Source organism: Haloferax sp. S1W (assembly GCF_044593955.1).
In the GTDB taxonomy this organism is placed as follows: domain Archaea; phylum Halobacteriota; class Halobacteria; order Halobacteriales; family Haloferacaceae; genus Haloferax.
In genome coordinates this window covers 867,400-893,815 of record NZ_CP172595.1, presented here as the reverse complement: position 1 = coordinate 893,815, position 26,416 = coordinate 867,400, and the positions used below count along the sequence as shown (strand labels likewise).

General features: G+C 61.5%; 26 protein-coding genes and 1 pseudogene. 10 read left to right on the top strand and 17 right to left on the bottom strand.

What is annotated here, in order from left to right:
• The first annotated feature begins 170 nt into the window (after nucleotides 1–170).
• Nucleotides 171–1,487, top strand: coding sequence for a TIGR00341 family protein (locus ACH9L7_RS04735; protein WP_396612586.1), 1,317 nt, complete (start codon nucleotides 171–173; stop codon nucleotides 1,485–1,487).
• 11 nt (nucleotides 1,488–1,498) lie between these two features.
• On the opposite strand, the gene ACH9L7_RS04730 is transcribed toward ACH9L7_RS04735, so the two are convergent.
• Nucleotides 1,499–2,419, bottom strand: coding sequence for an NAD-dependent epimerase/dehydratase family protein (locus ACH9L7_RS04730; protein WP_396612585.1), 921 nt, complete (start codon nucleotides 2,417–2,419; stop codon nucleotides 1,499–1,501).
• A gap of 165 nt (nucleotides 2,420–2,584) precedes the next feature.
• On the opposite strand from ACH9L7_RS04730, the gene ACH9L7_RS04725 reads away from it, so the two are divergent.
• Complete coding sequence (locus ACH9L7_RS04725) at nucleotides 2,585–3,118, top strand: Rrf2 family transcriptional regulator (protein ID WP_396612584.1); 534 nt, start codon at nucleotides 2,585–2,587, stop codon at nucleotides 3,116–3,118.
• A 127-nt stretch (nucleotides 3,119–3,245) separates the two neighbouring features.
• Here the strand turns inward: ACH9L7_RS04725 and ACH9L7_RS04720 are convergent, their stop codons facing one another.
• The 3 genes from ACH9L7_RS04720 to cdd all read right to left on the bottom strand — a co-directional run bounded on the left by ACH9L7_RS04720 (nucleotide 3,246) and on the right by cdd (nucleotide 5,918).
• Entirely contained in the window at nucleotides 3,246–4,439 is a 1,194-nt protein-coding gene (locus ACH9L7_RS04720; protein WP_396612583.1) for an NAD(P)/FAD-dependent oxidoreductase, read from the bottom strand.
• Between the two features lie 174 nt (nucleotides 4,440–4,613).
• Entirely contained in the window at nucleotides 4,614–5,432 is an 819-nt protein-coding gene (locus ACH9L7_RS04715; RefSeq protein ID WP_396612582.1) for a nucleoside phosphorylase, read from the bottom strand.
• Between the two features lie 63 nt (nucleotides 5,433–5,495).
• Nucleotides 5,496–5,918, bottom strand: a complete 423-nt coding sequence (cdd, locus tag ACH9L7_RS04710; protein ID WP_396612581.1) for a cytidine deaminase — start codon at nucleotides 5,916–5,918, stop codon at nucleotides 5,496–5,498.
• A 141-nt stretch (nucleotides 5,919–6,059) separates the two neighbouring features.
• Here cdd and ACH9L7_RS04705 point away from each other — a divergent pair, with 141 nt between their 5' ends.
• On the top strand, nucleotides 6,060–6,311 hold the full coding sequence (locus ACH9L7_RS04705; protein ID WP_396612580.1) for a hypothetical protein: 252 nt from the start codon (nucleotides 6,060–6,062) through the stop codon (nucleotides 6,309–6,311).
• Nucleotides 6,312–6,426: 115 nt separating this feature from the next.
• A complete protein-coding gene (locus ACH9L7_RS04700; protein ID WP_396612579.1) occupies nucleotides 6,427–6,693 on the top strand; it encodes a hypothetical protein in 267 nt (88 codons plus the stop codon).
• Nucleotides 6,694–6,735: 42 nt separating this feature from the next.
• Here the strand turns inward: ACH9L7_RS04700 and ACH9L7_RS04695 are convergent, their stop codons facing one another.
• Nucleotides 6,736–7,320, bottom strand: coding sequence for a GNAT family N-acetyltransferase (locus ACH9L7_RS04695; RefSeq protein ID WP_396612578.1), 585 nt, complete (start codon nucleotides 7,318–7,320; stop codon nucleotides 6,736–6,738).
• A 123-nt stretch (nucleotides 7,321–7,443) separates the two neighbouring features.
• Between ACH9L7_RS04695 and ACH9L7_RS04690 the strand changes: the two genes are divergently transcribed.
• Nucleotides 7,444–9,438 (top strand): AMP-binding protein, encoded by a 1,995-nt coding sequence (locus tag ACH9L7_RS04690; protein WP_396612577.1) that lies wholly within the window; start codon nucleotides 7,444–7,446, stop codon nucleotides 9,436–9,438.
• Between the two features lie 37 nt (nucleotides 9,439–9,475).
• Here ACH9L7_RS04690 and ACH9L7_RS04685 read toward each other — a convergent pair whose 3' ends face one another.
• The 4 genes and pseudogenes from ACH9L7_RS04685 to ACH9L7_RS04670 form a co-directional block, all read right to left on the bottom strand.
• Nucleotides 9,476–10,009 carry a GNAT family N-acetyltransferase gene (locus ACH9L7_RS04685; protein ID WP_396612576.1) on the bottom strand — a complete coding sequence of 178 codons (534 nt, stop codon included), beginning with the start codon at nucleotides 10,007–10,009 and terminating at the stop codon, nucleotides 9,476–9,478.
• A 77-nt stretch (nucleotides 10,010–10,086) separates the two neighbouring features.
• Nucleotides 10,087–11,394, bottom strand: a complete 1,308-nt coding sequence (locus ACH9L7_RS04680; RefSeq protein WP_396612575.1) for a dicarboxylate/amino acid:cation symporter — start codon at nucleotides 11,392–11,394, stop codon at nucleotides 10,087–10,089.
• A gap of 128 nt (nucleotides 11,395–11,522) precedes the next feature.
• Nucleotides 11,523–12,248, bottom strand: a complete 726-nt coding sequence (locus ACH9L7_RS04675) for an AMP-binding protein (RefSeq protein ID WP_396612574.1) — start codon at nucleotides 12,246–12,248, stop codon at nucleotides 11,523–11,525.
• An 82-nt stretch (nucleotides 12,249–12,330) separates the two neighbouring features.
• Nucleotides 12,331–12,552: pseudogene (locus ACH9L7_RS04670) on the bottom strand (IS6 family transposase); the annotation flags it as partial.
• 412 nt (nucleotides 12,553–12,964) lie between these two features.
• Between ACH9L7_RS04670 and ACH9L7_RS04665 the strand changes: the two are divergent.
• On the top strand, nucleotides 12,965–13,570 hold the full coding sequence (locus ACH9L7_RS04665) for a hypothetical protein (RefSeq protein WP_396612573.1): 606 nt from the start codon (nucleotides 12,965–12,967) through the stop codon (nucleotides 13,568–13,570).
• Nucleotides 13,567–14,349, top strand: coding sequence for a hypothetical protein (locus ACH9L7_RS04660; protein WP_396612572.1), 783 nt, complete (start codon nucleotides 13,567–13,569; stop codon nucleotides 14,347–14,349). Before ACH9L7_RS04665 ends, ACH9L7_RS04660 begins: the two co-directional genes overlap by 4 nt.
• Before the next feature lie 565 nt (nucleotides 14,350–14,914).
• Here the strand turns inward: ACH9L7_RS04660 and ACH9L7_RS04655 are convergent.
• From ACH9L7_RS04655 to ACH9L7_RS04630, 6 genes are all read right to left on the bottom strand, one after another.
• Complete coding sequence (locus tag ACH9L7_RS04655) at nucleotides 14,915–15,235, bottom strand: cupin domain-containing protein (protein WP_396612571.1); 321 nt, start codon at nucleotides 15,233–15,235, stop codon at nucleotides 14,915–14,917.
• A gap of 84 nt (nucleotides 15,236–15,319) precedes the next feature.
• Complete coding sequence (gene dnaJ / locus ACH9L7_RS04650) at nucleotides 15,320–16,474, bottom strand: molecular chaperone DnaJ (RefSeq protein WP_396612570.1); 1,155 nt, start codon at nucleotides 16,472–16,474, stop codon at nucleotides 15,320–15,322.
• 143 nt (nucleotides 16,475–16,617) lie between these two features.
• Nucleotides 16,618–18,465 (bottom strand): molecular chaperone DnaK, encoded by a 1,848-nt coding sequence (dnaK, locus tag ACH9L7_RS04645; RefSeq protein WP_396612569.1) that lies wholly within the window; start codon nucleotides 18,463–18,465, stop codon nucleotides 16,618–16,620.
• Nucleotides 18,466–18,666: 201 nt separating this feature from the next.
• Nucleotides 18,667–19,446: an alpha/beta fold hydrolase gene (locus ACH9L7_RS04640; protein ID WP_396612568.1), complete on the bottom strand. Its 780-nt coding sequence runs from the start codon at nucleotides 19,444–19,446 to the stop codon at nucleotides 18,667–18,669.
• 186 nt (nucleotides 19,447–19,632) lie between these two features.
• Nucleotides 19,633–20,367: a nucleotide exchange factor GrpE gene (gene grpE / locus ACH9L7_RS04635; protein ID WP_396612567.1), complete on the bottom strand. Its 735-nt coding sequence runs from the start codon at nucleotides 20,365–20,367 to the stop codon at nucleotides 19,633–19,635.
• 131 nt (nucleotides 20,368–20,498) lie between these two features.
• Nucleotides 20,499–21,245: a proteasome assembly chaperone family protein gene (locus ACH9L7_RS04630; RefSeq protein ID WP_396612566.1), complete on the bottom strand. Its 747-nt coding sequence runs from the start codon at nucleotides 21,243–21,245 to the stop codon at nucleotides 20,499–20,501.
• Nucleotides 21,246–21,378: 133 nt separating this feature from the next.
• Here ACH9L7_RS04630 and ACH9L7_RS04625 point away from each other — a divergent pair, with 133 nt between their 5' ends.
• Both ACH9L7_RS04625 and ACH9L7_RS04620 read left to right on the top strand, forming a co-directional pair.
• Nucleotides 21,379–22,320, top strand: a complete 942-nt coding sequence (locus ACH9L7_RS04625; protein ID WP_396612565.1) for an RsmB/NOP family class I SAM-dependent RNA methyltransferase — start codon at nucleotides 21,379–21,381, stop codon at nucleotides 22,318–22,320.
• Nucleotides 22,317–22,853 (top strand): hypothetical protein, encoded by a 537-nt coding sequence (locus tag ACH9L7_RS04620; RefSeq protein WP_396612564.1) that lies wholly within the window; start codon nucleotides 22,317–22,319, stop codon nucleotides 22,851–22,853. The genes ACH9L7_RS04625 and ACH9L7_RS04620 overlap by 4 nt, the downstream gene beginning before the upstream one ends.
• Nucleotides 22,854–22,871: 18 nt before the next feature.
• Here ACH9L7_RS04620 and ACH9L7_RS04615 read toward each other — a convergent pair whose 3' ends face one another.
• Nucleotides 22,872–24,410, bottom strand: a complete 1,539-nt coding sequence (locus ACH9L7_RS04615) for a DUF790 family protein (RefSeq protein ID WP_396612563.1) — start codon at nucleotides 24,408–24,410, stop codon at nucleotides 22,872–22,874.
• A gap of 95 nt (nucleotides 24,411–24,505) precedes the next feature.
• Between ACH9L7_RS04615 and ACH9L7_RS04610 the strand changes: the two genes are divergently transcribed.
• Entirely contained in the window at nucleotides 24,506–24,898 is a 393-nt protein-coding gene (locus tag ACH9L7_RS04610; RefSeq protein ID WP_396612562.1) for a transcriptional initiation protein Tat, read from the top strand.
• A gap of 13 nt (nucleotides 24,899–24,911) precedes the next feature.
• On the opposite strand, the gene ACH9L7_RS04605 is transcribed toward ACH9L7_RS04610, so the two are convergent.
• The gene (locus ACH9L7_RS04605) at nucleotides 24,912–26,261 is read right to left on the bottom strand and encodes a DEAD/DEAH box helicase family protein (protein ID WP_396612561.1); all 1,350 of its coding nucleotides are present in this window, start codon (nucleotides 26,259–26,261) and stop codon (nucleotides 24,912–24,914) included.
• Between the last annotated feature and the right edge of the window lie 155 nt (nucleotides 26,262–26,416).

Below are 26,416 nucleotides of genomic sequence, written 5' to 3'. Positions count from 1 at the left end.
GGTCGGGACACCGATAATCCGGGTCTGTGGGTTCATGGTTGAATCTATCGGTCATGTGATTTAGTGGCATCGGAATTGTGAACTTTGAGTTCGGCCAGTCGTCGAAATGTCCATTTTTCGACGTTTCGGCGGCCAGCGTACTTTTTTGCGAACGGTGACCAACAGGCCGTATGCGGCTTCTGCAACTGCGGGTCGGGAGTGACCGGATAGACGACGTTCTCGCCGCATTGCGAGACGAGGATATCGACCCGCTGGTCTCACCACTCGACGACACAGCTGGAAAAACCATGCACCTCGTTCAGTTTCCGCTCCCGACGGAGGCCATCGACCGAATTCGGGAGTCGCTCAGCGACGCCGGGTTCGACGAGGAGTACGTTATCATCAGCAACGCCGAGACGGCAAAGACGCCGAACTACGAGCGCCTCGTCGAACGATACGTCGAACAGGGCGAAGAAAGCGAGCGCGTCTCTCACGAGGAGATTCGGACGAAGGCACATGGACTCCACCCGCAACCGCAGACGTACTATGGGATGACGATACTGAGTTCCCTGGTAGCAACCGCCGGGTTGTTGCTCGACTCGCCTGCGCTCGTCGTCGGGTCGATGGTTATCGCTCCGCAGGTTGGTGCCGCACTCACCGGGAGTGTCGGTGCCGCAATCGGCGACCAGACGATGTTCTCGAATGGCCTCCGGTCGACGCTTATCGGTCTTACTGTTGCGATTATCGCCGCCGCAGCATTGGGGTGGGGACTCAAGACGGCACAGTTCGTCCCGGCGGCGTTGAACGTCTCGACCGTACAGCAGGTCGCAAATCGAACCTCGCCGGGGTTGCTGACGCTCATCGTCGCGCTCTGTGCCGGGTCTGCGGGTGCGTTCGGGCTGGCGACTGAACTCCCCGTCTCTATCGTCGGTGTCGCCGTTGCCGCCGCGACAGTTCCCGCGGCTGCCGCCGTCGGCATCGGCATCGCGTGGTTGATTCCTGCTGTCGCCGTCGGTGCGTTCACGCTTCTCGCGGTCAACATTGCGGGAATTATCTTCGCGGGAGCGGCGACCTTCTGGTATCTCGGCTACCGGCCGTCGTTTTGGACCACCGATACCCCCCTCCGACGGCGACTCAGGCTCGCTGTCACCAGCCAGACGGTTTGGGTCGGTCTCCTCTTTCTTGGTGTGACTGTCCTCGGGCCGGGTGTGCTTCTCACCTCACACATCGCCTTCGAGAATCAGGCCATCGGTGCGGTACAGGGCACACTCGACAAACCAGTCTACAGCGAACTCGAACTCATCTCGATTCGGGTCACCTTCGAGACAGTAGGCCTACGCGAAGGTCCGCAAGAGGTTGCGGTCACGGTCCGACGGCAGACAAACACGCAGTACCCCGCGTTAGCGTCACAATTGAGTGAGCAAATCTCCAGCGAGACGAACCGAGACGTGGAGGTCATCGTCTCGTTCGAAGACAGCCAAAAAGCGGTTACAAGCGAGTCGGCGTAACGGCGGCCCGTTCAGTCGTCGAGGTACGATTCGCACACCCGGCGAACGCCCTCTTCGAACGAAATCTGGGGTTCCCAACCGGTCTCCTCGCGAATCTTCGTGCTGTCGGCCATCGTGTCGTGGACGTACACCTCGAGTGGGTTCTCGATGTACTTCGGTTCGATATCGGTTCCGAGCGACTCGTTTATCATGCCGACCATCTCGTTGAAGGTGTAGCTCTCGCCCGTCCCGAGGTTGTAGATACCCTGCAGACGGTGGTCAGCGGCGAGTTCGATACCGCGAACGATGTCGTCGACGTGCGTGAAGTCGCGGGTCTGGGTTCCGTCGCCGAAGAGTTCGGGGCGCTCGCCGCTGGCGATTTTGTCGGCGAACTGTGCGACGGTGTTGGCGAACTCGCCTTTGTGTTCTTCGGCCCCACCGAAGCCCTGATAGACGGAGAAAAAGCGCAATCCGGCGAGCTGCATGTCGTAGTGGTTGTGGAAATACTCCGCGTAGCGTTCTCGTGCGAGTTTCGACGCCTCGTACCCGGTCCGAGCCTCGACGGGCATGTCTTCCGGAGAGGGTTCGGTCCGCGACCCGTAAATCGAGGACGTGGAAGCGTAGACCACGGTGTCACAGCCGTCGTCGCGGGCCTGCTCGACCGTGTTCACGAAGCCCTCGACGTTGACACGAGCACCCTTCGTCGGGTTCTCTTCGTGCATCTTGTACGACGAGAGTGCCGCGAGGTGGAACACGACATCGACGCCTTCGGTCGGCAGGTCGTCGTCGAGGACGCTCACGTCGTGGAACTCGACGCTCTCGTCGAGGTTCTCCGGTGTTCCGAGATATAGGTCGTCGACGGCAACGACTTCGTTGTCCTCCGCGAGGTGGTTCGCGAGGTTCGATCCGATAAAGCCAGCACCACCAGTGACGAGAACTCGCTTTCCGTGCATGTGCGACAACACACCTGTCTGACGTATAGTGCTATCGTCATCGTGTACTTCAGTTTTCGATCCAAAATGAACATTCATGAGTGTATAATGGTTATAAATTAGACAAACGGTAGATTCGACCATTCATCCATCGCATTTAAGGACGTATGTCGCCAACCACTCTCCATGTCATCAATCGAACTGACTTCGAGTCAGAAAACAATCCTTACGGCACTCATCAACCTCTACCGCGAGTCGGAAGATGCGGTCAAAGGCGAAGACATCGCCGAGGAGGTAAACCGCAACCCCGGAACGATTCGAAACCAGATGCAGAGCCTGAAGGCGCTGCAACTCGTCGAGGGTGTACCGGGGCCGAAAGGCGGCTACAAGCCGACTGCGAACGCTTACGAAGCACTCGATGTCGACAAGATGGACGAGCCTGCGTCGGTTCCGCTGTTCCACAACGACGAACAGGTCGAAGGCGTCAACGTGGACGGAATCGACCTGTCCAGCGTTCACCACCCCGAACTCTGCCGCGCCGAGATTCACGTCCAAGGCTCCGTCCGCGACTTCCACGAAGGCGACAAGGTCCGCGTCGGCCCGACGCCGCTCTCGAAACTCGTCATCGACGGCACCCTCGACGGGAAAGACGACACGAGCAACATCCTCATCCTGCGTATCGACGACATGAAGGCTCCTGTCGGCGACGCGCAGCACTAACTGTCGTCTCTTCTTTCTCTCTCCGAGCGACCGCTCAGGCCGGGACGGCGACGGGACGAGGATAAATTTGACGTTTGTGAGAAAATAACCCAGCTCGTAAAACGAATGGAGCGTTCGGGGCTGCTACTTAGAGGTCACTCCACGCGGAGAGCGCGTGGTTGACCGTCGTCACGTCAGCAATCCAGTTCGCGGCGATACCCTTCTTCAGCATGCGAGCGAGCGGGCCACCGAAGACGTTGACGGGGAACTCGCCGACGACGGGGAACTTGACGGCGTGGGCGACGGCGTCGTGGCCGATAGAGATGACCGTCCCTTTGTCGGTGTACGACCAGCGCTTGAGGGGGCGACCGTCCATCGCACGGGCGATGTTCTCGCCAGCAACGGCGGCAGCGTCCCAGGCAGCCTGCGCCGTCGGCGGGGCGACGTTGTCCGCGCTCTGTTCGACGAGGGCACAGTCACCGACCGCGAAGACGCGGTCGTTGCTCGTCTGGAAGTCGTCTTCGGCGTAGAAGCGGTGGGAGCGCTCGTCCTGTTCGAGGCTAACGTCCTGTGCTTCGGGCTGACCGGTGATACCGCCGGTCCAGACCAGCACGTCGTAGGCGAGTTCCTCGGGGTCTTCGTCCTCGCCGCCGCCGATGTAGACCGTCTCCTCATCGACAGACGAGATGAAGTCGCCCGTCAGAATGTCGATGTCGAGCGCTTCGAGGCGCTTACGGAGCGCACCCTGCAGTTCCGGGTCGTTGCCGGGGAAGATTTCGTCCATCCCCTCGACGAGGTGGATGTCGATTGGTGCGCGGTTCTTGTCGCGGTACTCGGCGACTTCGGCGGCAGACTGGATTCCGGAGAGACCGGCACCGCCGATAACGACTTTCGCGGGGTCGTCACGGGATGCGTCTGCAGCCGCCTGCTTGATGTCCTGGTGAATCTCACGGGCGTCGTCGAGGCCCTTGAGCTGGTGGGCGTACTTCTTGAGGCCCTCGATACCGAAGAACGCCGTCGAAGAGCCGATGGCGACGAGGAGGTAGTCGTAGTCGACCGTGTCACCGCCTTCGAGTTCGACGACGCGTTCGTCCACGTCGACGTCCGCCGCGCGGCCCTTGACGAAGGTCGTCTCGGGGGATTTCACGTCGTCGATAGGAATCGCAATGCTCGATTCGACGCTCGGGTCACGGATACATCGGTGGACCTCGTGAAGCACGAGGTGGTAGTCGTGTTCGGCGACCCACGTCAGTTCAGCGTCGTGACCGAGTTCTTCTTCGAGGCGCTTTACGGCACCGGCACCGGCATACCCGGAGCCGAGAACGACGACCTGTGTACTCATGTCGTCGTCTGTGTAGTCATCAGATAAAGGGGCTTTGAAACGCGCTCCCAATTCGCGCCGATTTGACGGCTACGCCGTCCAAGCCGTCGAAATTTTACTTCGACGGTTGTCGATTGTTTTTGTGTATCAGTTGAGATACACACTGGCGCATCAGGCGGTCGATAGACCAGCGAGTCAGTCGAGGGACAACCCGGCGTGCCAGTGGTCGACGCCAGCCTCGCGTTTCACCTCGTCCATCTTTGCGAGGAGGTGAACAGCGAGACTTGCGACTTCGGCCGCGCGGGATTCGCCTTCGGTCCGGAACTCGCCGGTGACGCGGTTCGCGTAGACAGAACAGACTGCGCCAGCACGGAGTCCGTACACGTTGGCGATGGTGAGAAGCGCCGACGCCTCCATCTCGATGTTCTTCACGTTCGCGTTCTGGAGTTCTTCGACGAGTGAGTCAGACCCCGCGGCGCGGAATTCTTCGAAACCGGGGCGACCCTGACCAGCGTAGAACGAGTCGGCGCTCATGGTCAGTCCGACGTGGTAGTCGTAGCCGAGTCGCTCGGCCGCAGCAACGAGCGCGGAGACGACTTCCGTGTCCGCCACCGCCGGGTAGTCCTCTCTGACGTACTCTTTCGACGTGCCTTCCTGTCGGACCGCACCCGAGGTGATGACGAGGTCGCCAACGTCCATTTCGGGTTGAATCGCACCGCACGACCCGACGCGGATGAAGGTATCGACGCCGACGCGAGCGAGTTCTTCGACGGCGATAGCTGCCGAAGGGCTTCCGATTCCCGTGGACGTGACCGAGATGGGTGTTCCGTCGTAGGTGCCCGTTGCGGTCCGGTATTCGCGGTGGTAGGCCTTCTCCTCGTGGTCCTCCCAGAGGGCGGTTACCTTGTCGACGCGTTCGGGGTTTCCGGGGAGCAACACGGCGTCCGCGAGGTCCTCGGGACCGACTTCGAGGTGGTACTGGACCTCCGCGTTCGGGTCCTCACTGTCGTTCATGTAGGTACTCCCGGTGGGACGGTGGAAATTCTTGCGTTCTCTCGCGTTCGCCGCAGAAAACCACTACTTCTCTCGGTCGCGCTTTTCGGCCGCGGCTTCGAGCGTGTCGAGCGAGATGGTGTTGGGAAGCAGGTCGCCGAGTGTGTACTCGACCGACTCCTCGCCACCGAGGTCACAGACGATTTCGAGGTCTTCGTCGGCGAACTCTGCGAGCGTCTGGCGGCACATCCCGCAAGGCGTGACACCGTCTCGTGCCCCCGAGGTGACGGCGATGCGCTCGAACTCGGTGTGGCCGTTCTTGACCGCCTCGGCGATGGCGACTTCCTCGGCGTGGAGGCTGTTCGAATAGTTCGCGTTCTCGATGTTACAGCCCACGAAGACGGTACCGTCGGCAGTCCGGAGTGCGGCACCGACGGTGTACTCTGAGTACGGGGTGTAGGCGTTGTCGAGGGCGTCGCGGGCGCGTTCGACCAGTGGTTCGGGCATCGTGTCGCGGAATTCGTGCGGTGTTGTTTAGGCGGTTTCGTCTCTCGTGCGTCGCCAGCACCGCTCCGCACCGGGTCGCCCGCCACCCCCGGCCCACGCCATCCCGCAAGGGACTATACCGTTCGGTCACAACCCCGGGTTGTGAGCGATAGATTGGGCGGTCGGCGGGTCTTTCTCATCGTCGGTGTGAGCGTCGTTCTCATCTCGGGAATCCTCGGCGTCTTTATCGGGGAAAACGGCGGCCAAGTCGCCGATTCGGTGCTTCTCTTCGGTGTCCTCTCGCTGCCGACGACTCCCATCGCGTTTGGACTCTACGGAATCGTCATCTCGGCGCTTGTCCTCGCGGCGCTGTTCGGCCTCGTCGAGTTCGCCTCGCGCCTCGAAGACGCCTGACGCCGCGAACTGAATCCTGACGCCGCGAACTGAACCCTGACGCCGCGAACTGAACCGGGCGTCGTTGCCGAGAGAAAGGGCACCGCTTTTGCTCGTCCACGCCTGATGAGCGAGCATGGACACGCCCTCGTCGACATCGACCCCGTCATCCGCAGGTGAGTCTGGACCAGGTCCGCTGCCGGAAGAAGAGGGCGGTAAAAACCGGAAGCGTGCCGCGCTTGCGACGGCACCGTTTCTCGCGCTCGGACTGGCCGACGTGGTTCTCATCTTGCTTCAGGGACTCGAACCGCTCTGGGGCTTTGCCATCCTCCCGCCGATTCTGTTCTGTAGCGTGCTGTCGTGGATTGTCTTCAGCACCGACTTCCTCGAAGACCGGACCTGAGGCGGTCGCACGCGCTCGCGAACGCGCCCTCGTCGCTCGCCGTCAGCGCCGGAGGTTGGTCGAGTACTTCGTCGGCGTCTCCTCGTCGTAGCCGAAATCTTCCGCCGAGAGTTCCGACTCTCCGGCACCGGGGTCGGCTCTGGGTGCCGCCGACTTGAACCGCTCGCGGAGTCGCGAGGGCATAGCGAAGTCGTCGCGGTCGAGTCGCACCGCGATGGCGTCGGGGTCGGTTTCTTTGACCTGTTCGAGACGTTCGCGCACGTCCTCCGGAAGGTCGCGGGCGTCCACGGGGTCGAAACCCAACTGCGTGCAGTAGCGGTACGCCGACGAAAATCCGTAGACGGTGTCGAAGCCCTCGGCGCTGGCCCGGTTGATGAGGCGTTCGATGATGTGTGCGCCCACACCCTGTCTGCGCCACCGCTCGGGGACGCCAACACACGTTATCTCACAGAATGAGTCGTCGCCCTTGTGAACACGAAACCGACCGAACCCGGCCTTCTCGTTGGTTTCCTCGTCGAGCGCGATGACGTAGTCGCGGGACCGAAACGCGCCATCGTCGAACCCCAGTTCCTCGAGCGAGTCGAGCAACCAGACTTCGTCCCGGTTCTTGGCATCCCGGACGTACATAGTTCAGTATAGCTGTCGGGTAAACAAAAACACCCCGGGCGAGGCACCCGATTCCCGCTCGTCACCGCAATTCCAAATGAAAGACAGTAAAGATTCTTGGTTGCTGTCGCGGTATGTCGGTTTATGGACGTACCCGATACCGACACGGTGGTGCACGAACCGGACCCGGAATTCGTCGCGGACGCCAACGTGACGAAGTTCATGCGGGAGCACGACATCGACGATTACGACGAACTCATCGAGCGAACTACGACCGAGGCCCCTGGCGTCGGTGCCTCCGGCGTCGATTGGTTCTGGGACGAACTCGTCGACTACCTCGACATCGACTTCTACGAGGAGTACGACGACGTCCGCGACGACAGCGACGGACCGCAGTTCACAGACTGGTATCCCGGCGGCGAAATCAACATCGCCCACAACGTGCTGGACCGCCACGCGGCGGTCGACTCGCCGGATCGAAACCGCGTGGCCTGCATCTGGGAGGGTGAAGACGGCGAAGTCGTCCAGCGGACCTTCCACGACCTGCACCGCGAGGCGAACCGCGTGGCCAACGTCCTCGAATCCTACGGCGTCGACACCGGAGACACCGTCGGCCTCTACATGCCGATGGTTCCGGAAGTCATCTCCATCCTCTATGGGTGTTTCAAAGTCGGTGCCATCGCCGTCCCCATCTTCTCCGGGTTCGGTGTGGACGCCACGGCAACCCGTCTCGAAGACCCCGAGTGTTCAGTCCTCTTTACCGCCGACGGATTCTACCGCCGCGGGTCTGAGATTCGCCTCAAAGAGACCGCCGACGAGGCTATCGAGGAAGCCGGATGCGTCGAACACACCGTCGTCTATCAGCGATTCGAGGACAGCGACGAGGAAGTTCCGTGGGTCGACGACCGCGACGAGTGGTGGGACGACGCCGTCGGCGAGGCTGATTCGGAGTACGAGACGAAGCACCTTCCGTCGGACACCGAGTCGATGCTCCTGTACTCCTCGGGGACGACCGGCAAGCCGAAAGGTATCGTCCACACCCACGCGGGCGTCCAGATGCAGACGGCCAAGGAGATTCACTTCGGCTTCGACCAGAAGCCCGAAGACCGGTTCTTCTGGGTCTCCGACATCGGCTGGATGATGGGACCGTGGACGCTCATCGGGAACCACACCTTCGCCGGAACCATCTTCATGTACGAGGGTGCGCCCGACTACCCGCACCCGGACCGCTTCTGGGACATGATAGAGCGCCACCGCCTCACCACCTTCGGCATCTCGCCGACGGCAATCCGTGCGCTCCGCAAGTACGGCGACGAACACGTCGAGAACCACGACCTGTCGAGCCTCCGCCTCCTCGGGTCCACGGGTGAACCGTGGGACCCCGAGTCGTGGATGTGGTTCTACGAGAAGGTCGGCGGGGGCGACGCACCCATCATCAACATCTCCGGCGGCACCGAAATCTGCGGGTGTTTCCTCATGCCGATGCCGACCCAACCGCTCAAGCCGTGCAGTCTGGGCGGCCCCGGTCTCGGGATGGACATCGACATCGTGGACTCCTCGGGTGAGTCCATCGCCGACACCCACGAACGCGGCTTCCTCGTCGCCCGCGACTCCTGTCCGTCGATGACCAAGAGTCTCTGGTCCGGCGACGAACGCTACCTCGACACCTACTGGTCGTCGTGGGACGACCTCTGGGACCACGGCGACTGGGCGCAAAAAGACGAAGACGGGTTCTGGTTCTTGCATGGCCGCGCCGACGACGCCCTCAACGTGGCCGGTCGGAAAGTCGGCCCCGCCGAGGTCGAAGGCGTGCTCATCGAACACGATGCGGTAAATCAGGCCGCTGCCGTGGGCGTCCCCGACGATACCACGGGAACCGCCGTCGTCGCCTACGTCGTCCTCGAAGACGGCGTCGAAGAGAGCGACGACCTGCGCGAGGAACTCCGCGGCATCGTCGGCGAGGAACTCGGGAAGCCGTTCCGTCCGCGCGAGATTCTCTTCGTCGAAGAGTTCCCGAAGACCCAATCGGGCAAGATTATCCGCCGCGCTATCTCGGCAATCTACAGCGGTGAAGAACTCGGCGACATGAGCAGTATCGAAAACCCCGAGGCGCTCGAAAAGCTCGAACAGGCGTCCTGAAGCGGGTCGAGAGCGGACTCCCCGACCACTCGGACGCTCAGTCCGACTGGGTCGCGTCCCACTCGCGGCGTAACAGGCCGAAGTGAACCACGTCGACGTACGACCCATCGACGAATCGCGCTTCTCTGAACCGTCCTTCTTCGGTGAATCCGAGTCCTTCGAGGAGGGCGCGCGAACCCTCGTTGAAGTCGAACGCGGCAGCGTGGACGCCGTGGCAATCGACGTTGCGGAAGACGTACTCGACGAGACAACTGACGGCCTCTGTTCCGTATCCCTGTCCGTGATACTCGGGTAAGAACCAGTAGACGAGTCCCGGTCGGACGGGTTTGAGGCTCTTCACGGCGACGATGCCGATTCGTTCACCCTCGGCTTCGACCACGAGCGAGAGGTTGTCGTCGCCCTCGATGTACTCCTCGATGAACTCGGTCGTCTCGTGTCGGTTCCGCAGGTCGGAGCCGAGCGGGATGCGAATCTCCGGGTCGGTCATCGACCGCTGGAGGAGGTCTGCGTCGTCGCGCTCGACGGGACGAAGCGAGACGCGCTCACCCGAGATGACTGTCGTGTCACTCATGCGTGAGGCGATGCGGTACCAAAACAAATAGTCGGTGTTCGAGTAGCAACCGAGACGCACGATTGACGCACGCGGCGTTAGTCGGCTACCGACGGGACCACACCGTCGCTCCACGCCTCGGCCGTGAAGTCGACTGCGCTGTTCCACTTTGCGACGACCGTCGTCACCGCGAGGTCGCCGGTCACGTTCACCATCGTCCGAATCCGGTCGAGGATGGGGTCGACACCCGCGACGAGGCCGACGATTTCGAGGGGCAACCCGAGTTGCGTGAGGACCAGCGTGAGCATGATGAGTCCGGACCCCGGTACCCCGGCGGTCCCGATGCTCGCGAGGACAGCCACCGCGACGACGGCGAACTGGTCGACGAGCGAGAGGTTCACGCCCATGATGTTGGCCGCGAAGATGGCCGCGACGCCCTGATACATCGCCGTCCCGTCCATGTTGATGGTCGCGCCGAGCGGGAGCGAAAAGCCGTAGATTCGCTCTTCGATGCCGAGGTTCTCGTCGGCGTCGGACATCGTGACCGGAAGCGTGCCGGACGACGACCGAATGCTCAGCGCCGTCACCATCGCATCCCGCGACCCAGAGAGGAACGCGAACGGCGAGCGACGAGCAAGTCCAACGACGAGACCGCCGAGATAGACGACACTGATGTGGACGATAGCGGCAACGAGCATCGTCGCGATGAGAAGCGCGAACGGCAGAATCGCGTCGACACCGGCCGTTCCGAAAACGTTCGCCATGAGTGCGAAGACGCCGACGACGCCGAACTCCATGACGCCCCAGACGACCTTGTACATCGCTTCGGCCCCCGCGTCGGCGAGGTCGAAGAACGTCTCGATGCCGGATTTGACGGATTCGTCGTCCGTTTCCTCCCAGACCAGCGACAGGCCGAGGCCGAAGACGACGACGAAGAAGATGGTCGGGAGTACGTTCCCCTCGGCCATCGCGCCCAGCGGGTTCGTCGGGACGATGTTCAGAATCACCTCGACCGCGTTCGGTGCTTCGGCACTCTGGGCTTCGGCTTGTGCGAGCAGTTGTTCGAGCCCGCGAGAACCGGGGCTGATGAGGTTACTCACGCCCAATCCGATTGCCACTGCGAGCGCCGACGTAACCGCGTACAGGCCGACGACCTGTAACCCGACCTGCCCGAGCGACGACGGAGAGAGTTGCCGAACACCCATCAGGAGCGTGAACACGACGATGGGAACGATGAGCATCTTCAGCAACCGAACGAACAGGTCGCCGATTGGCTTCAACGCAGTCGCGGGTTGGCCGACGACGAGACCGAGAAGCGACCCCAGAACGAACGCCAAGCCGATTCGATAGACAATGCTCACCGAACGGTACTGTCTCCAGAGCGATGGAGAGTTATCAGTTGACATGTTGTACGTTGTCACTGATTAGACAATGGGACGATAAATGTACTGATTAGACTACAGAGATTGGCATAGAAGTTGCATAGATATTCAGAAATATCCAGAGTTATCCGATTCACACTCGGATTCGGAACTCAGGTGAATCGGCGCTCGTCGAGAATCTCGTCCGGCGTAACCGCGTTCGTCTCGGTACCGTGCTCGCGGACGATGAGCGCCGCATCCACGGGGTCGTCGCCATCGGGAACGAGAATTTCTCCACCGACGAGAAGCGGCGCGAGGACACCTGCAACGACGGTCCCGGGGTGCGAGAGCGACGCGCGAATCGCCACGGTATCGTCTTCGTCGAGGCCGTAGTCGTCTACAACACGCTTCGCTGCGGTGAGCAGGTCGGCGTGCGTATACTCTCGGTCGTCGGCGACGAGTGCCGCGTCGTCGGGGCTGACGATTTCGGGGTGGACCGCGGGGTTCTCGCTCCAGACTTCTTGCTCCCAGTGCGTCGTCGTCGAGTTGCTCGGCGGGCCGCCGAAGACGGCGAGTTTCTGGCCCGGCGGAAGGTCTTCGAACTCGGATTCGCGTTCGACATCCACGACGGTCGCTCGGGCCTCGAACTGTGGGTCGAACGCCGTGATAGCCCCGAGTTGAGCCGCCCCGAGGAACGTCAGTATCGGTTCGGGAAGTAAGGTGGGTTCGATAGCGACGTGGCCGCCCTTTCGGACGCCGAGATAGCGAAGCACGTTACCGGCCTTGTACGATGTCGTGATGAGGTCGTGGTACGTGTAGGTTCGACCGGGGCCATCGACCCGAAGCGCGAGTCGGTCGCTCCGCCGGTCCCGTGCCATGAGGTCGCCGATAACGTCCATAGGCGGCCGTACGGAGTCGGTGCGAAAAAAGACGTGGACTATTCCCTCACTATTGTACTCGGATTAGATCTCGGGGCACAGTCTAGTTAGTGACCCTCAATCGGCGTTCTCCGTCAAGCACCCGGTGTGGTCTCTGGAAGTTATAGTATTGTGCAAACTGTCTGGGCCATTCGTGGACGCTCGCGTGACTACCAAGCCACGGATTATGGAAGCGGTCTACTCGTATTTTGAGGGTATGAAACCACTTTTTGATGGGGTTTTGTTCGGCGTAGTTGAGCCGACCGCTCAATCCTAATCGAGGGAGGTCAGGGATCAACCCTGGCTTAGTCTTATTTTCGTTTTTTCTTTTGAACCATCTTGATGTTCTACTTGAACAAAGTCAGTCTAGAACTGTTTGAGAAAGTCACAATCTCGTTTGTCGCTTAGCGGTACCTCGGACTGGCGAAGTTCTTTATGTTGCTTGTAGACGGAGCCGGAACGAACCACTGAATCATCTTCTGAGAATTTCTCAATTGCTTGGAAGTGGCTTGTAATGCTTTGAGAGTGGATTATAACGTACTGATATCGCTCCTCAGTGTTGCTTAGTGATAGTGCACACCAAGGCATGATCACCACCACGCTCACTGAGGCGGAAGTAATGACAATATATTTGAATCTTCAATATAATATACTTTATGTCACTAAATTTATTATCTGAACGTTCGGGTGGTAAATCGATGGCTCAAAGAAGAAAAGGCCTGAGCCGGAGAACAGTACTTAAAAATGTGGCAGCAGGTAGTGCGTTAGTAGTAGCTGGCAGCTCCTCCGCTTCCGCAACGCCAGATGGTGACTACACTGGACACAGCTATGATACATTAACACACAAATCAGCAGGTCGCGTCAGTGGTAACATCGTCCAAGATGGAACAGATCTCCGAGGCGCACTCAAAATTGCTGGATTCAATATTCCTCTCAAAGAGCTACAAATGACGGAGAACTCTCACCCTGCAGACGATTATTACGGGGTATTAACTGATCCGAAATATAAGAAGGATGGCACTCCTCTACGAGTAACTTTAACAAAACACCACGATCAGTTCAATGGAATGATTTCCCGACCAGGGGGGAAGTTTGGACACCTTGGGTTCAACCTCTATGCTGACGATGGTCCTAGAGACCCAGACCTCGCACAAGAAAAGCATGTAATGCGTCCCCACTGGGCCAACTCGCAACACGACTTCACAATCCCAAAGAGAGGTCTTCCAACGGATACTGGGCTTAAACGGTTGACTAAGCTGGCGGACAACTCGCCACTGTATTCAATCAAAGGTGATGGCCAATGACTGAGAACGAAGGCGGAATTCTAGCAGAGACGAAGTGGAGCGACAATACTTTCGGAAGTTACAGTGATTGCGATAGCAGTGTCTCACATTCCTTCGAAATGAAGGCCGGTGTTGCAGGTCATAGTCCGAAAAGCTACGATCAAATTGAGTCTCATGAATCAAACCCGTGGGAGTTCTTCTGCCATTTCTCCGAGCTTCCGGAATCACCCATGTTCACATTCTGTGACAATGGTAACACAATGGTGGACTCCCGACCTCGCCCAGTGAACTTTCAGTTTGATATTCAGGCAAAAGACTACTACAACGGAGACCAAAACTACGACGAAATCAGCTTAGATCGTCCTAAGCCACAAAATAACGAAACAGTAACCAAAAGTCACGACTGGTTTGAGACTGTTCTTGATATCGCTGGTACGTCCCCAAATATATATGTGGGTGTTGGAGCCGCAATTGTCAAATTCCTAACTGGTGATGGTAAGGAAACCGATGTAACGCCTACCGAGAATCACACTGAGTTTGTATTCGACATTCCTCTAAAGAAAGAATACGACAATCTACCCCAGAAAGAAAGTGATGGAGCCCATTCCGCCCAAACTCATCTAACGGTATTCAACGATATGCCGCCAGGTGATTCTTACTCGCTCATATTCAACCCAGAATATACATTCGAAGTTGTAGAGCAGATTGATGCTAGCCCATGTAGCTGTGACAATTTCGATTGGAAAACGTACACAACCGTACCAGGGACGCCACTCTATCCCGAATTTGAATCGGTCTAACCGCACTCGCGGTCGTATTTTTATCGGTCACAACCGTTCGAGGAGATCTCGATATTATCTCCCGGTGCGATTGTCACAATGACTTCGGTGTGTGTATCATCTGGAAGACATCCGGCAGCAATCGTCTTAGAAGATTCTTTGGCAGGGGATTCAAGACTCGCCTTGATAGTCACCTCAGCTTCGTCCTGCACCCCCCGAACTGCACCAATAGACCTCGACACAGAATCCGGTCCTGCTTGGAGTGTTACAAACTGGTGAAATACCGTCGCATCGTCTTTCAAGAGCTCGACAGTAACTGCAGCTGGCGACTCCCGACGGTTGTTGTTCACGATAACATCGATTGTGTTCCGAGTTTCTTGATCACTGGTCGTCGAACACCCAGCGGTTAGCACCAGCACACTTGACCCAAGCGTAGTGAACAGCTCACGTCGTGTCGGCATATTAACTAATATTGGCCACTGGCACAAATAAATTCCCTCGCGGGATAGATAATTGAATATAGTTCCGTTTGCTGCACGAGAAACCTGCTCTCGTGAACATCATCATCCGCTCACGCCCCGAAAACTCACGGCGCGCCAGCGATGATGAGCATGCTGTCTTCGTCTCCATTTCGCAACTGCCGGGTGGCTTCGGGCGAGACGCGGATTGCGTCGCCGGGTTCGAGTTCGACCGTCTCGCCCTCGACAACCATCGTTGCACTTCCCGAGACGAGGAAGTACACTTCCTCGTGACCCAGTTCGACGTGGTTGTGCTCTTTCCCTGTCCAGTTCGGGTCGCACTCGACCACGGTGAATCCCACTTTGTCGCACTCCAGCGGCCCGCGCATGAAGCGCAGCGCCCCGGCGAGTTCGTCCACGTCGCGGTAGTTTGCCTTCGTGTAGGACATGCCTAGAAACTCAGGGCCGAAGAAAGGTGAACGTAGTGGCGAAACTGAGATGGAAAAATCGACGGACTGACTCGAAATCGGGGCTTACAGCGAGTTCTTCAACTTCTGGAAGAGACCCTCTTTGACCTCTTCGCCACCGGCCTCGGCGAACTGCTTGAGCGCCTCGCGCTGTTCTTTGTTGAGGTCTTCAGGCGTGACGACGTGGACCTCGACGTGCAGGTCGCCACTGCCACGGCCTTCGAGGTGCGGCATTCCCGCGCCCGAGACGGTGAACGTCGTTCCGCTCTGGGTCCCGGCCGGGATGTCCAGTTCCTCCTCGCCGTCGATAGTCGGCACCTCGACAGTCGCGCCGAAGACGGCCTGCGGGAACGAGACGGGATGGGTGTAGTACAGGTCGTCGCCGTCGCGCTCGAACTCGTCGTGGTCGCGGACGGTGACCTCGACGAACAGGTCACCGTTCGGCCCACCGTTTTCGCCGGGTTCGCCCTCACCACGGTACCGCAGACGCTGGCCGTCGCGGAACCCGGCGGGGATAGTGATGGTCACGTCACGCGTGCGGCGGACGCGTCCCTTGCCGCGACACTCCGGACAGTCCTCGCTGTAGGTCTTGCCCTCACCGTCACAGGCGGGACACGTCTGGGTCTGCTGGACGCGGCCGAACGGCGTCTGCTGGACGGTCGTCTGCTGCCCCTGCCCGTTACACTGCGAACAGGTGTTCACGTCGGCATCGTCGGGGTGGCCCGCGCCGTCACACTCCGGACACACCTCGCGGCGGCGGATGGTGACGTCCTTTTCGACCCCGTGGTAGGCCTCTTCGAGGTCGATGGCAATGCGCTGGGCAACGTCACGGCCCTGCCGCGGGCGGTTGCGCTGTTGGCCCCTTCCGCCGCCGTTGAACAGGTTGTTGAAGATGTCTTCGAAGCCGCCGCCACCCATGCCGCCGAAGGGGTTGCCGCCGCCTCCGAAGGGGTTGCCCCGTCCGCGACCGCCGCCACCGCCAGCGCCGTGTTTCTGGGCCCGCTGGAACTGTTCGTGGCCGAGTTGGTCGTACATCTGGCGCTTTTCGTCGTCCGTGAGGACCTCTTTGGCCTTCTGGACCTTCTTGAACTTCTCCTCGGCGTCCGGTTCGTCGGACACGTCGGGGTGATACTTGGCGGCCTTTCTGCGGTACGCGTTCTTGATTTCATCTTCGGAGGCGTCCCGCGAGACCCCGAGTACGTCGTAGAAGTCCTCGCTCATCGGTTATCACCTTGTAACCGTCGAAGGTATTTGAAAAATGCGTCTCCGGTGGAGGCGAGTGCGAGCGGTCTCACAGCCACCGGTTCGGTTGGAATCCGCCCGCCCGCGTCGGGAAGTCCGAACGGGCGCGTTTGTTGGCGGCGTTATTCGTCGTCTTCGTCGTCGAAGTCCGCGTCGGCGTCGACGAAGTCTTCAGGGTCGGCACCGCCGCCCATGCCACCAGCGCCGCCGGCCTGCGCCTGGGCCTGCTGCTGGTACATGCGCTTGCCGATTTCCTGCAGTTCCTTCGAGAGGTCTTCGGTCACGTCTTCGAGTTCCTCGGTCGAAGCATCCTCGTCTTCGAGCGTCGCCTCGACGTCCTCGATGGCCGCTTCGATGTCGGCCTGAAGTTCGTCGTCGACGTTCTCTTCGTTCTCTTCGAGGAGGGTCTCGGCGCGCTGAATCGCACCTTCGGCCTCGTTGCGGGCCTCGACGGCGCGGCGGCGCTCTTTGTCCTCTTCGGCGTGCTGTTCGGCCTCCTGCTGCATGCGCTCGATTTCGTCGTCGGAGAGCCCAGCGCCGCCTTCGATGGTGATGGACTCGGCGTTGCCGGAGCCTTTGTCCTCGGCCGAGACGTTGACGATACCGTTTTCGTCGATGTTGAAGCCGACTTCAATCTGCGGCGTTCCGGCCGGTGCCGGTGGGATGCCCGAGAGCGTGAACTCGCCGAGGAGTTCGTTGTCCTCGGCCATCTCGCGTTCACCCTGGAAGACGCGGACCTGCACCGTCGTCTGGTTGTCGGCCGCGGTGGTGAAAATCTTCGACTCTTCGGTCGGGATGGTCGTGTTCTTCTCGATGAGACGCTCGAAGAGACCACCCTTGACCTCGATACCGAGCGACAGCGGCGTCACGTCGAGGAGGACGATGTCGTCGACTTCGCCGCCGAGGACGCCGCCCTGAATGGCCGCACCGAGGGCGACCGCTTCGTCGGGGTTGACGGACTTCTTCGGCTCGGAGCCGAGCATCTCTTCGACCTTGTCGAGCACCTGCGGCATCCGGGTGGAGCCACCGACAAGGATGATTTCGTCGATGTCGTCCTTGGAGTAGCCGGCGTCTTCGAGGGCCTGCTCCGTCGGTTCGACGGTGCGGTCGACGAGGTCGGCCGTCAGCGACTCGAACTTCGCGCGCGTCAGGTCGTATTCGAGGTGGACCGGGCCGGAGTCGGTCGCCGTGATGAACGGGAGGTTGATGGTCGTCTCCTTGCGTGAGGAGAGTTCGATTTTGGCCTCTTCGGCCGCGTCCTTCAGGCGCTGGAGGGCCTGTCGGTCCTCGCGGAGGTCGATTCCGTGGTCGTTCTGGAACTGTTCGGCGAGCCAATCGATGATTGCCTCGTCCCAGTCGTCGCCACCGAGGCTGTTGTCACCGTTCGTCGCGACGACTTCGTAGACGCCACCGCCGAGGTCGAGAATGGAAACGTCGAAGGTACCGCCACCAAGGTCGTAGACGAGAACCGTCTGGTTCGACTCGTCGTCGAGACCGTAGGCCATCGACGCCGCGGTCGGTTCGTTGACGATACGCTCGACATCGAGACCTGCGATTTCACCAGCGTCCTTCGTCGCCTGACGCTGCTTGTCGTTGAAGTATGCGGGGACGGTGATAACCGCCTTCTCGACTTCGTCGCCGAGGTAGTCTTCGGCGTCACGCTTGATTTTCTGAAGAATCATCGCCGAGATTTGCTCGGGCGTGTACGCTTCGCCCTCAATCTCGACGGAGTAGTCGTCCTCACCCATGTGGCGCTTGATCGAGCGAATCGTGTGCTCGGGGTTCTGGATCGCCTGATTCTTCGCCGGCTTTCCGACTAGACGCTCACCGTCGTCGGTGAACGCGACGACGGAGGGTGTCGTTCGGTCGCCCTCTGCGTTGACGATGATTTCCGGGTCGCCCCCCTCCATCACCGCGAACGCGCTGTTCGTGGTACCGAGGTCGATACCCAGAATCTTATTGCTCGCCATCTTGGCCACAGATACCGTCCTTTGCCGGTTAAAGGTTACTAGACACTCCGACACACATGCACAATGTGAGTCGCCGCCGTCATGCGATTATTCGAAACCCACCCGGAACAGGGCCGGAGAATTTATGTAGAACCGCCTGACGTATCTCTCGTGAATACTCAGTCGCGCAGAGCGGTCGCGTCGAACCGGACGTCTTCGGCTTCAATCGGCCGAGCGCGGTGATTCCGCCCGTTCGCCGTGGGACGCCTCAGGTCGGACGGCTTCGGGACCATCGTCGAGCGCATCGAGGACGAGCGAAAGTGTTCGTTCCCGTGCTTCGCTGGCGAAGAACTCGTGTCCGCCGTCGTACGGGACGAGGTTCGACGCCGGAGTTCGCTCGCCGATTGCACGCACGCTGACGACCCGGTCCGTCGGCGAGTAGAACACGGTGTTCCGGGGATTGAACGGCGGCAACGTCTCTTGTGCCGCGGAGATGGTTCGGAGGAACGCTGGCGAGACGCGGTCCGGCGCGTCCGCAACCTCGGCGGCGAGTTTCAGTTCACCGAGCGACGCTCTCGTGATGCCGTTCGGGACGAGTCGTCGCGTCGTCGGTACTCGCTGAATGAGTGGGAACAAAAGCGTGTCAAGGCCGTCGGTCGCCATGCCCCACCATGGGCTGAGAAAGACGTGTCTGACCGCGAGGTCGAGGTGTGCCCCGACGAGTCCGCCGGTGCTGTGGCTCAAAACGAGGTCGATGTCGCGGTCGAGGGCGTACGCCCTGACCGGGTCGACGTACTGGCTGTCGAACTCCCACCCGTTCGTCGGGAGTTCGACTGCGTGGACGTGGTAGCCAACGTGTTCGAGGTGGCCGATGAGCCACTCGACGCTTCGGTGGTCGGGTCGGTTTCCCCATCCGAGGATGAAAAGCAGGTCATCGTCGAGGGGGTCGCCGTGTTGCGTGACGCGAACCGTCGGGCGTCGGCGACGGGGACGAAGTCGCATATCACGACTGACGAGCGGTACAAAGAAAAGTCCTCGCTGGCGTCAGACGTTGCGTTCGTCGGTCGCTATTCGTCTTTCTGGTCGTCGGTTGCGACCCGGCTTTCCGGTCGTCGGTTGCGACTCGGTTGTCCGTCGTGACTCGGTTGTCCGGTTGTCTGTCGTGACTCGCCTTTCTGACCGGGGACGCTACTCGTCTTTGCTGACGGTGACCTGCGCGGCGCGGATGACCTTGTCGGCCATCTCGTAGCCGGGTTGGAACACGTCCGCGATAGTGTCTGCCGGTTGCTCGCTCTCGACGCGCATCATCACTTCGTGGCGGTTCGGGTCGACCTTGGTCCCGGGGTCGGGATTGATGACCGAGACGTTCTCGTCTTCGAGGATGCGGTCGAACTCCTTGAGCGTCGATTCGATGCCGTCGCGGATGTCGGCGTCTTCGTCCTGACTCAACGCGCGAACGAGGTTGTCGCGGACGGTGACGACGCGCTCGACGAAGTCTTCGGTCGCGCGCTCTTTGATTTGCTTCTGGCGCTTCTTCGCGCGCTTCTTGTAGTTCTGGAAGTCCGCCTGCGTCCGCTTGAGACGACTTTCGAGGTCGGACGCCCGCTCTGCGTCCTCCTCGTGCGCCGACTGGAGTTCGGCGACGCGCGATTCGAGTTCGTCAACCTCGGCGGCCAGGTCGTCGTCGTACTCGGAGACGCGGGCAGCGAGCGTCTCGGACTCGGCGGCCGCTTCGTCTTCGGCTGCCTCGCCGGCATCCGCCGCTTCAGTGGAGGCCCCGTCGGCGTCCGATTCCTCGTCTACGACCTCGTCGTCGAAGTCGAACGCGTCCTCGTCGTTCGACTGCGAGTCCGCGCTCGCGGCCGTCTCGTCGTCGGATTCTGCAGTCGGTTCCGTCGCCGACTCGGCAGGGTCGTCGCTCATGGACGGGTGAAGTGCACGATAGGGCTTAAGAGTGAAGACTGCGCGGCGGCCGAAACACTCTCGTCGCGTCGGGACCGAGCGGAGAAATCGATACCCCCCGCGCTCGGCATGCGACTGGCTCAGTCGGCGCGTTACTGGTACATCCCGAGCGGTCTAGCCTGCGTACTCTCTTCGTCCGCCTGCTGCATCTGCTGGGCCAACTGCTCTTTGGCCTGCCGAATCTCCTCGGCCCTGTCCACGAGGTCGTCGACCGGAACTTCGATACCCGTCAGCGGTTCGATGCCGTTTTTGATGATGATGCGGGCGGCCGCCGGGTCCGGGAACTGCGGGTCGGACTCGACGATGAGACCGAGGGCCGGACGCCCGGACTTGACGGCAGAGCTCAAGAGCGCGCCCGTCGGCCCGGAGACGAGACCGGATTCGGTCGGTTCGCCGATACCGGCCTCTTTCAGTCGCGGAAGGATACCGTTACTTCCGACACCGTAGAGCGCCGGTGGTGTCTTGGATTTCTCCCGGGCGATGCCGGAGAGGAACACCGGTGTCACGTCGAGGTCGTCGAACCACGGTTCGAGACACGTCGCGAGTTCGGTGGCCGCCTCCGGTCGAATCGGGATGTCGCTCTGCAACACGAGCAGGTCGTGTTCGGTGTCGGCGTAGAGTCGAACCGGCGGGTGGAGGGCCGGTTCGCCTTCCATGTAAACGGCGACTTCGGGGACACCGCTGCAGTACACGTCTGCGTAGTGGGCCATCTCGAACGCGTCCACGAGGTGGTCGGCGGCAATCTTCCCGACGAGACCGACACCCGGAAGCCCCTCGATGAGCGTCGGCGACTCCAGTTGGTCGGTGAGACCGTCTTCGAGAACTGATATGCGTGCCATGAGTGAACATGGACACCGCGTGAAAGTAAAACCGCCGGAGTGGTGGGATTGTCGTACCCAGCCATCAGCGACTCGTTTCGATTCGCCGCGCACTCCGAAACCGACAAACACGCCCCCGTCGAAGCCACGTCGTATGAACCCGCTCCAGCGGTACGCGCCCCTCGTAGACGACGAGGAGGCGTTTCTCGAAGCCTGTGAGCGCCCGCTTCCGTCGGTGGTCCGCGTCAACACCATCAAGACCACGGTGGCGCGTGCCCGCGAGGCCCTCGACGACGAGGGCGTCGCGTACGAACCGACTGATTGGCACCCCGGCATCCTCAAACTCGACGACGGAAGCCCGGGGACCTCGTGGCCGTACTTCCACGGGTGGCTCCACGGTCAGGAAGAAGTCTCTGCACTCCCAGCCATCGCGCTCGACCCGCAACCCGGCGAGAAAGTGTGGGACACCTGTGCGGCACCGGGGTCGAAGACGACCCAGCTTGCGGCGATGATGGACGACGAAGGCGTTCTCGTCGGCAACGACAACAACCTCGGCCGCCTCTCGGCGCTCCGCCACAACGCCGAACGATTGGGCGTGACCAACCTCGTCGTCGCAAATCAAGACGCCCGCAACTTCTCGATGAAGCCTTTCGGCGAGCGAAATCTCGACGAATCCGGCGCGTTCGACCAGTTCGACCGCGTTCTCGTGGACGCCCCGTGTTCGTGCGAAGGCACCTGCCGAAAGAATCCCGACGTACTCGACGAGTGGCACATGGGCCACGTCGAGAGTGTCGCAGGCATCCAAAAGGGCATCCTTCGTCGCGCCGTGCAGGTGACGAAACCCGGCGGCACCGTCGTCTACTCCACGTGTACCTTCGCGCCCGAGGAGAACGAGGCTGTCCTCGACTTCGTCCTCGAACGGGAGGACTGTTCGGTTGTCGACTGGGACGTTCCCGACAACTTCGAGACGGTACCGGGCATCACCGAGTGGGAGGACACCGAGTACGACCCCTCGGTCGCCAAGGCACGCCGCGTCTACCCGCACCTGAACGACACGGGCGGGTTCTTCACCGCGAAGTTGGAGGTGAACGCATGAAAGACGAGACCGCCGAAGACGAAAACTGGGGCCAACAGTTCGACCGTCTCCCGGCGACAGCTGACGACCGGGTCGTCGAGGGCCGTCCGTCCCGCGAAGAACTCATCGAATGGTGGGTCGAACGCTTCGGTGTCGGCCCCGAGTTGTTCGAGGGCTATACCTTCTGGGAGAAGGGTGCCGGGAAGATTTGGGCGTTCCACGGCGAAGTCGTCGACCCGATTCAGGTCGAAGGCCTCGGGATGCGCATCCTCCGAACTCGCCAGCGACACTGGAAGCCCTCGACCAACGCGGTCCAGCGGTTCTGCCGCGATGCGACCAAGAACGTCATCGAACTGAGTCCGGGTGAGGCGAAGGCGTTCGTCGCAGGCCACGACCAACAACTCGACTGGTGGGACGGCGACTGGGGCTACCTCGTCGCGGCCCACGAGATTGCCGGCGAACGCGAACCGCTCGGTGTCGGCCTGTATCTCCATGGCGAACTGCGCTCGACAGTTCCCAAGGGGCGACAGGAAGAACTCGTCAAACTCGACTGACGCGCCGCAGACGACCCGTTATTTCTCTGTGACCGTCCCGCCGGTGAGTCCTTCCCATTCGACGCGATAGCCGAGACGCGAGAGGACCGCGCTGGCGTCGTCGAGACCCCACACGTCGAGGACGGCTTCGGCCTCCGAAAGGGAGCGTCCCGCCTCGATTTCCTCGCCGAGTTCGTCGAGGACGGACGGCCGAACCAGTGTCCGGCCGACGAGTTCGTGCTCGGGAAACAAGACGCCGTCGAGGGCATCGACTGAAACGCCGTGCGCCTCGGCGACGGCGGCCAGCGCAATCACGTCTTCGTCGGGCACGAGCGCATCCGGGAGCGTCGCGGCTGCGTCGGCGACGAGGTCCGTTTCGTACTCCCGCAGGACATCCACCACGTCCTTCACTCGAACCGAGCCGGTGTAGGGCACGACCCGATGGTCGCGGGCGGCAATCTCCTCGCCCACACCCAGTGACTCGTCCACGGCGACGACGAGTTCCACATCTTCGACATCGGCGAGTTGGCCAAGTTTCTTCTCGACGTACTCGGGCGTCCAGAAGCCCATAATCTCGAAGAAAACGCGGAAGTCGGCGCGTCCGCTGGCGGACCCCGACAGGCCGCCACTTGCGGGAGCGTAGTCGAACGCGAAGTCCGGAATCATGACGCTCGTGCCGGTCTGGAGCGGTTCGGGTTCGCGGACGAGTTTCCAATCGAAGTCGAGTCCGCGGAACCGGGCGGCGAAATCAGCCTCCACGTCGCTGTCGAATCCGGGTTCGGCCATTGGTTCGACACCCGGCACGGCCACGTCGTCGCTGGTGAGCGCCATCTCGCGCTCTCGCCCTCGGTCGTCGATAGTCGCCGTCAAGCGCCAGTCTCCGGCGGTGGCGACAGTCCTGAGAAGGCGGGCGAAGGCAGTCCCGTACCGCCGAGTTCGCTGGAAGAGGGCGTCCGGTCCGGTGACGACCACCGCTCGTCCCGCATCGGTCTGCTCGATTTCGTACATCAATTTGAGGCGTTTGACGGCCGAGACGAGCGCCTTCGGGTCGGAACTCCGTACCCGAACCTCCGTCGCGTCGAACAGGGCCGTCTGCGCCAAGGAGAGATTGTACTGCGCCAGCAACTCGTCGGGCGTCCACCGCGGGTCGAAGTCGGAAAGGACCTGTTCGACCTCGCGGTCGGCGACGAGCGAGGAATCCACTGCCTCCGGGGTAGTTCCAAGTGTCTCGGCGGCGCTGTCGAGGGCCGCGGCCCGCTCGTCGGGAGACGTCACACCACCGACCTCCATCGCCGCCTCGAACGCGGCGCGGCGAGCACGGACGGGCGGCAGCGGTGCCTGCGTCTCGAACACCGCATCCCGTTCGAGGAGCGACGCGAATCCGCGGGCGAGTTTGAAGTCATCCGCCTCGGATTCGAGGGCCGAAAGCGCTTCGTCCAAATCGGCCCGCCGCTCACCGACGTGCCGCTGAAAGACGCCGAGCGCCTTGGCGGCCAGCGGGCGGTCGCCGCGGGTCGCAAACTGCGGGTGATAGCCGCCACCCGCCCGCGACACGCGAAGGAGGTCTTTGGTCAGCACGAGCGACACGAAGCGCGGCGGCGACAAAAGCACCACGGGCCGCTGGTCACGGACGGGACGACAAAGTTCATGCCACCGGCGACGGACGCGAGGGTATGGAGCGCCGCCGCTTCCTCGGACTCGCCGCGGTCGGACTCTCGTCCGGGTGCCTCAGCAACCTCCCCGACGCGACCGGTCCCCGAACCCCGCCGAACCCGCCCGCCGGTGAAGAGCGCTACACCCCGGAGACGCCACCGGTGCGCATCGCGACGTTCGACGTGGAGGAAACCGACGACGGCCGCCTTCGCGTCGTCGGCGAGGTGGTCAACGACTCCGAAACTGAGCGTGTCGCCACCGTCAAAGTTCGCGTCAAAGCGGGCGAAACGGAATCGACCCGGACTGTCGGCGTAACGATTCCCTCCGGCGAGACGGTCCCGTTCTCGGTCGAGTTCGAGATTGCGTTCGACACGTTCGCCAAAGGCGGCGACGTGGACGTGACGCTCACCTGAAAACGCGGTTTTCTTATCGTCGCCGGTCTGCGACCCGTTCTTCCGCCGTTTCGACGCTCACGAGTTCGTAGAGAATCGCGTTTGAGCGGTCGGTCTTCGGGCGGAGGACGCGCCCTAACCGTTGCGTGAACTCGCGTTCCGACCCGGACCCGGAGAGGAGCATCGCCACGTTCGCATCCGGCACGTCCACGCCCTCGTCGAGGACGTTCGCCGCGACCACCGTGTCGTAGGTGCCGTCGCGGAATCGCTCCAGAATCTCCCGGCGCTCTTTCGTCCCCGTCTCGCTGGTGATTGGCGGCACGAGGAACCGCTGGGCGATGGTGTAGACGAGGTCCGTCGAGGCGGTGAAGATGATGACACGGTCGTCGCGGTGGCGGTCGAGGAGGCGGCCGAGTTTGTCCACCTTCGCCTCGGAGTTCATCATCACGTCACGGGCGCGCTGTTTGGCCAAGAGCGCCGCACGCGCCCGGGGGTCGTTTCCTGAGCGCATCACGAGTTTCTGGTAGTCGCTGCCCGAGTTCATCGACAGTCCCGAGGTTCGAAGGTAGTTCACGAACGTCGACTGGGCGTCCTCGTACGCCTCGCGCTCGTCGGCCGTGAGTTCGACTTCGACCCGCCGAATCTCGTAGTCGGCGAGGTGTTCGCCCGCTAAATCGTCCACGTCGAGTTGGTACACGCGGGGGCCGACGAGGGCTTCGACGTGTTCGTGCGCGTCGTCCGGTCGCTCGAACGTCGCTGTCAGGCCGAGGCGGGCGGGGGCAGTGAGAAAGCGCGGGATGTCGCGGAAGCCCTCGCCACCGAGGTGGTGCACCTCGTCGAAGACGACGAGACCGAAGTCGCCGCCCACATCGTCGGCGCGGAGGAACGCCGAGTCGTACGTCGAGACCGTAATCGCCTCCTGTCGCTGCTCGCCGCCGCCGAACCGACCGACCAGCACGTCGAACTCCGTCTCCAGTTCGCGTATCCACTGGTCCTGCAGGTCGATGGTCGGAACGACGACGAGCGTCGACACCGAGTGGTGGGCTATCGCGGCGACGGCAATGACCGTCTTCCCCGCGCCCGTTGGGAGTTCCACGACGCCGCGGCTTTCTGCATCAAGCCACGCGTCTAGCGCCGCCTGCTGGTACTCACGGAGGTCGTAAGTGGTCGAAAGCGAGAGCGAAGGAGAGTCGGCAGCGATACGGTCGTCGTATTCGACGCCCGCCGCATCGAGGGCGTCTCGAATCTCGACGTATCGCATCGCGGGCGCTCGAAAGCCGCCGCTTCGAGGGTCGGGTTCCGCGCCCGGAAGGTCGGTATCGACGAGGAGGGACTCGTCGGCGGCGACGTGGACAGTCCCGTCTTCGAAGCGCAGTGTCGTCACTACCGGCGCGTTGGCGAGGCGTGGTGATAAATCGACGGTCCGACGGATGGTGTCGCGTCGGTGAGTTGCGACGGTGGGTGGTGTCGGTGGGTGGCGACGGTGGGTGGTGTCGGTGGGTGGCGACGGTGAGTTGCGTCGGTGGGTGGCGACCTTCT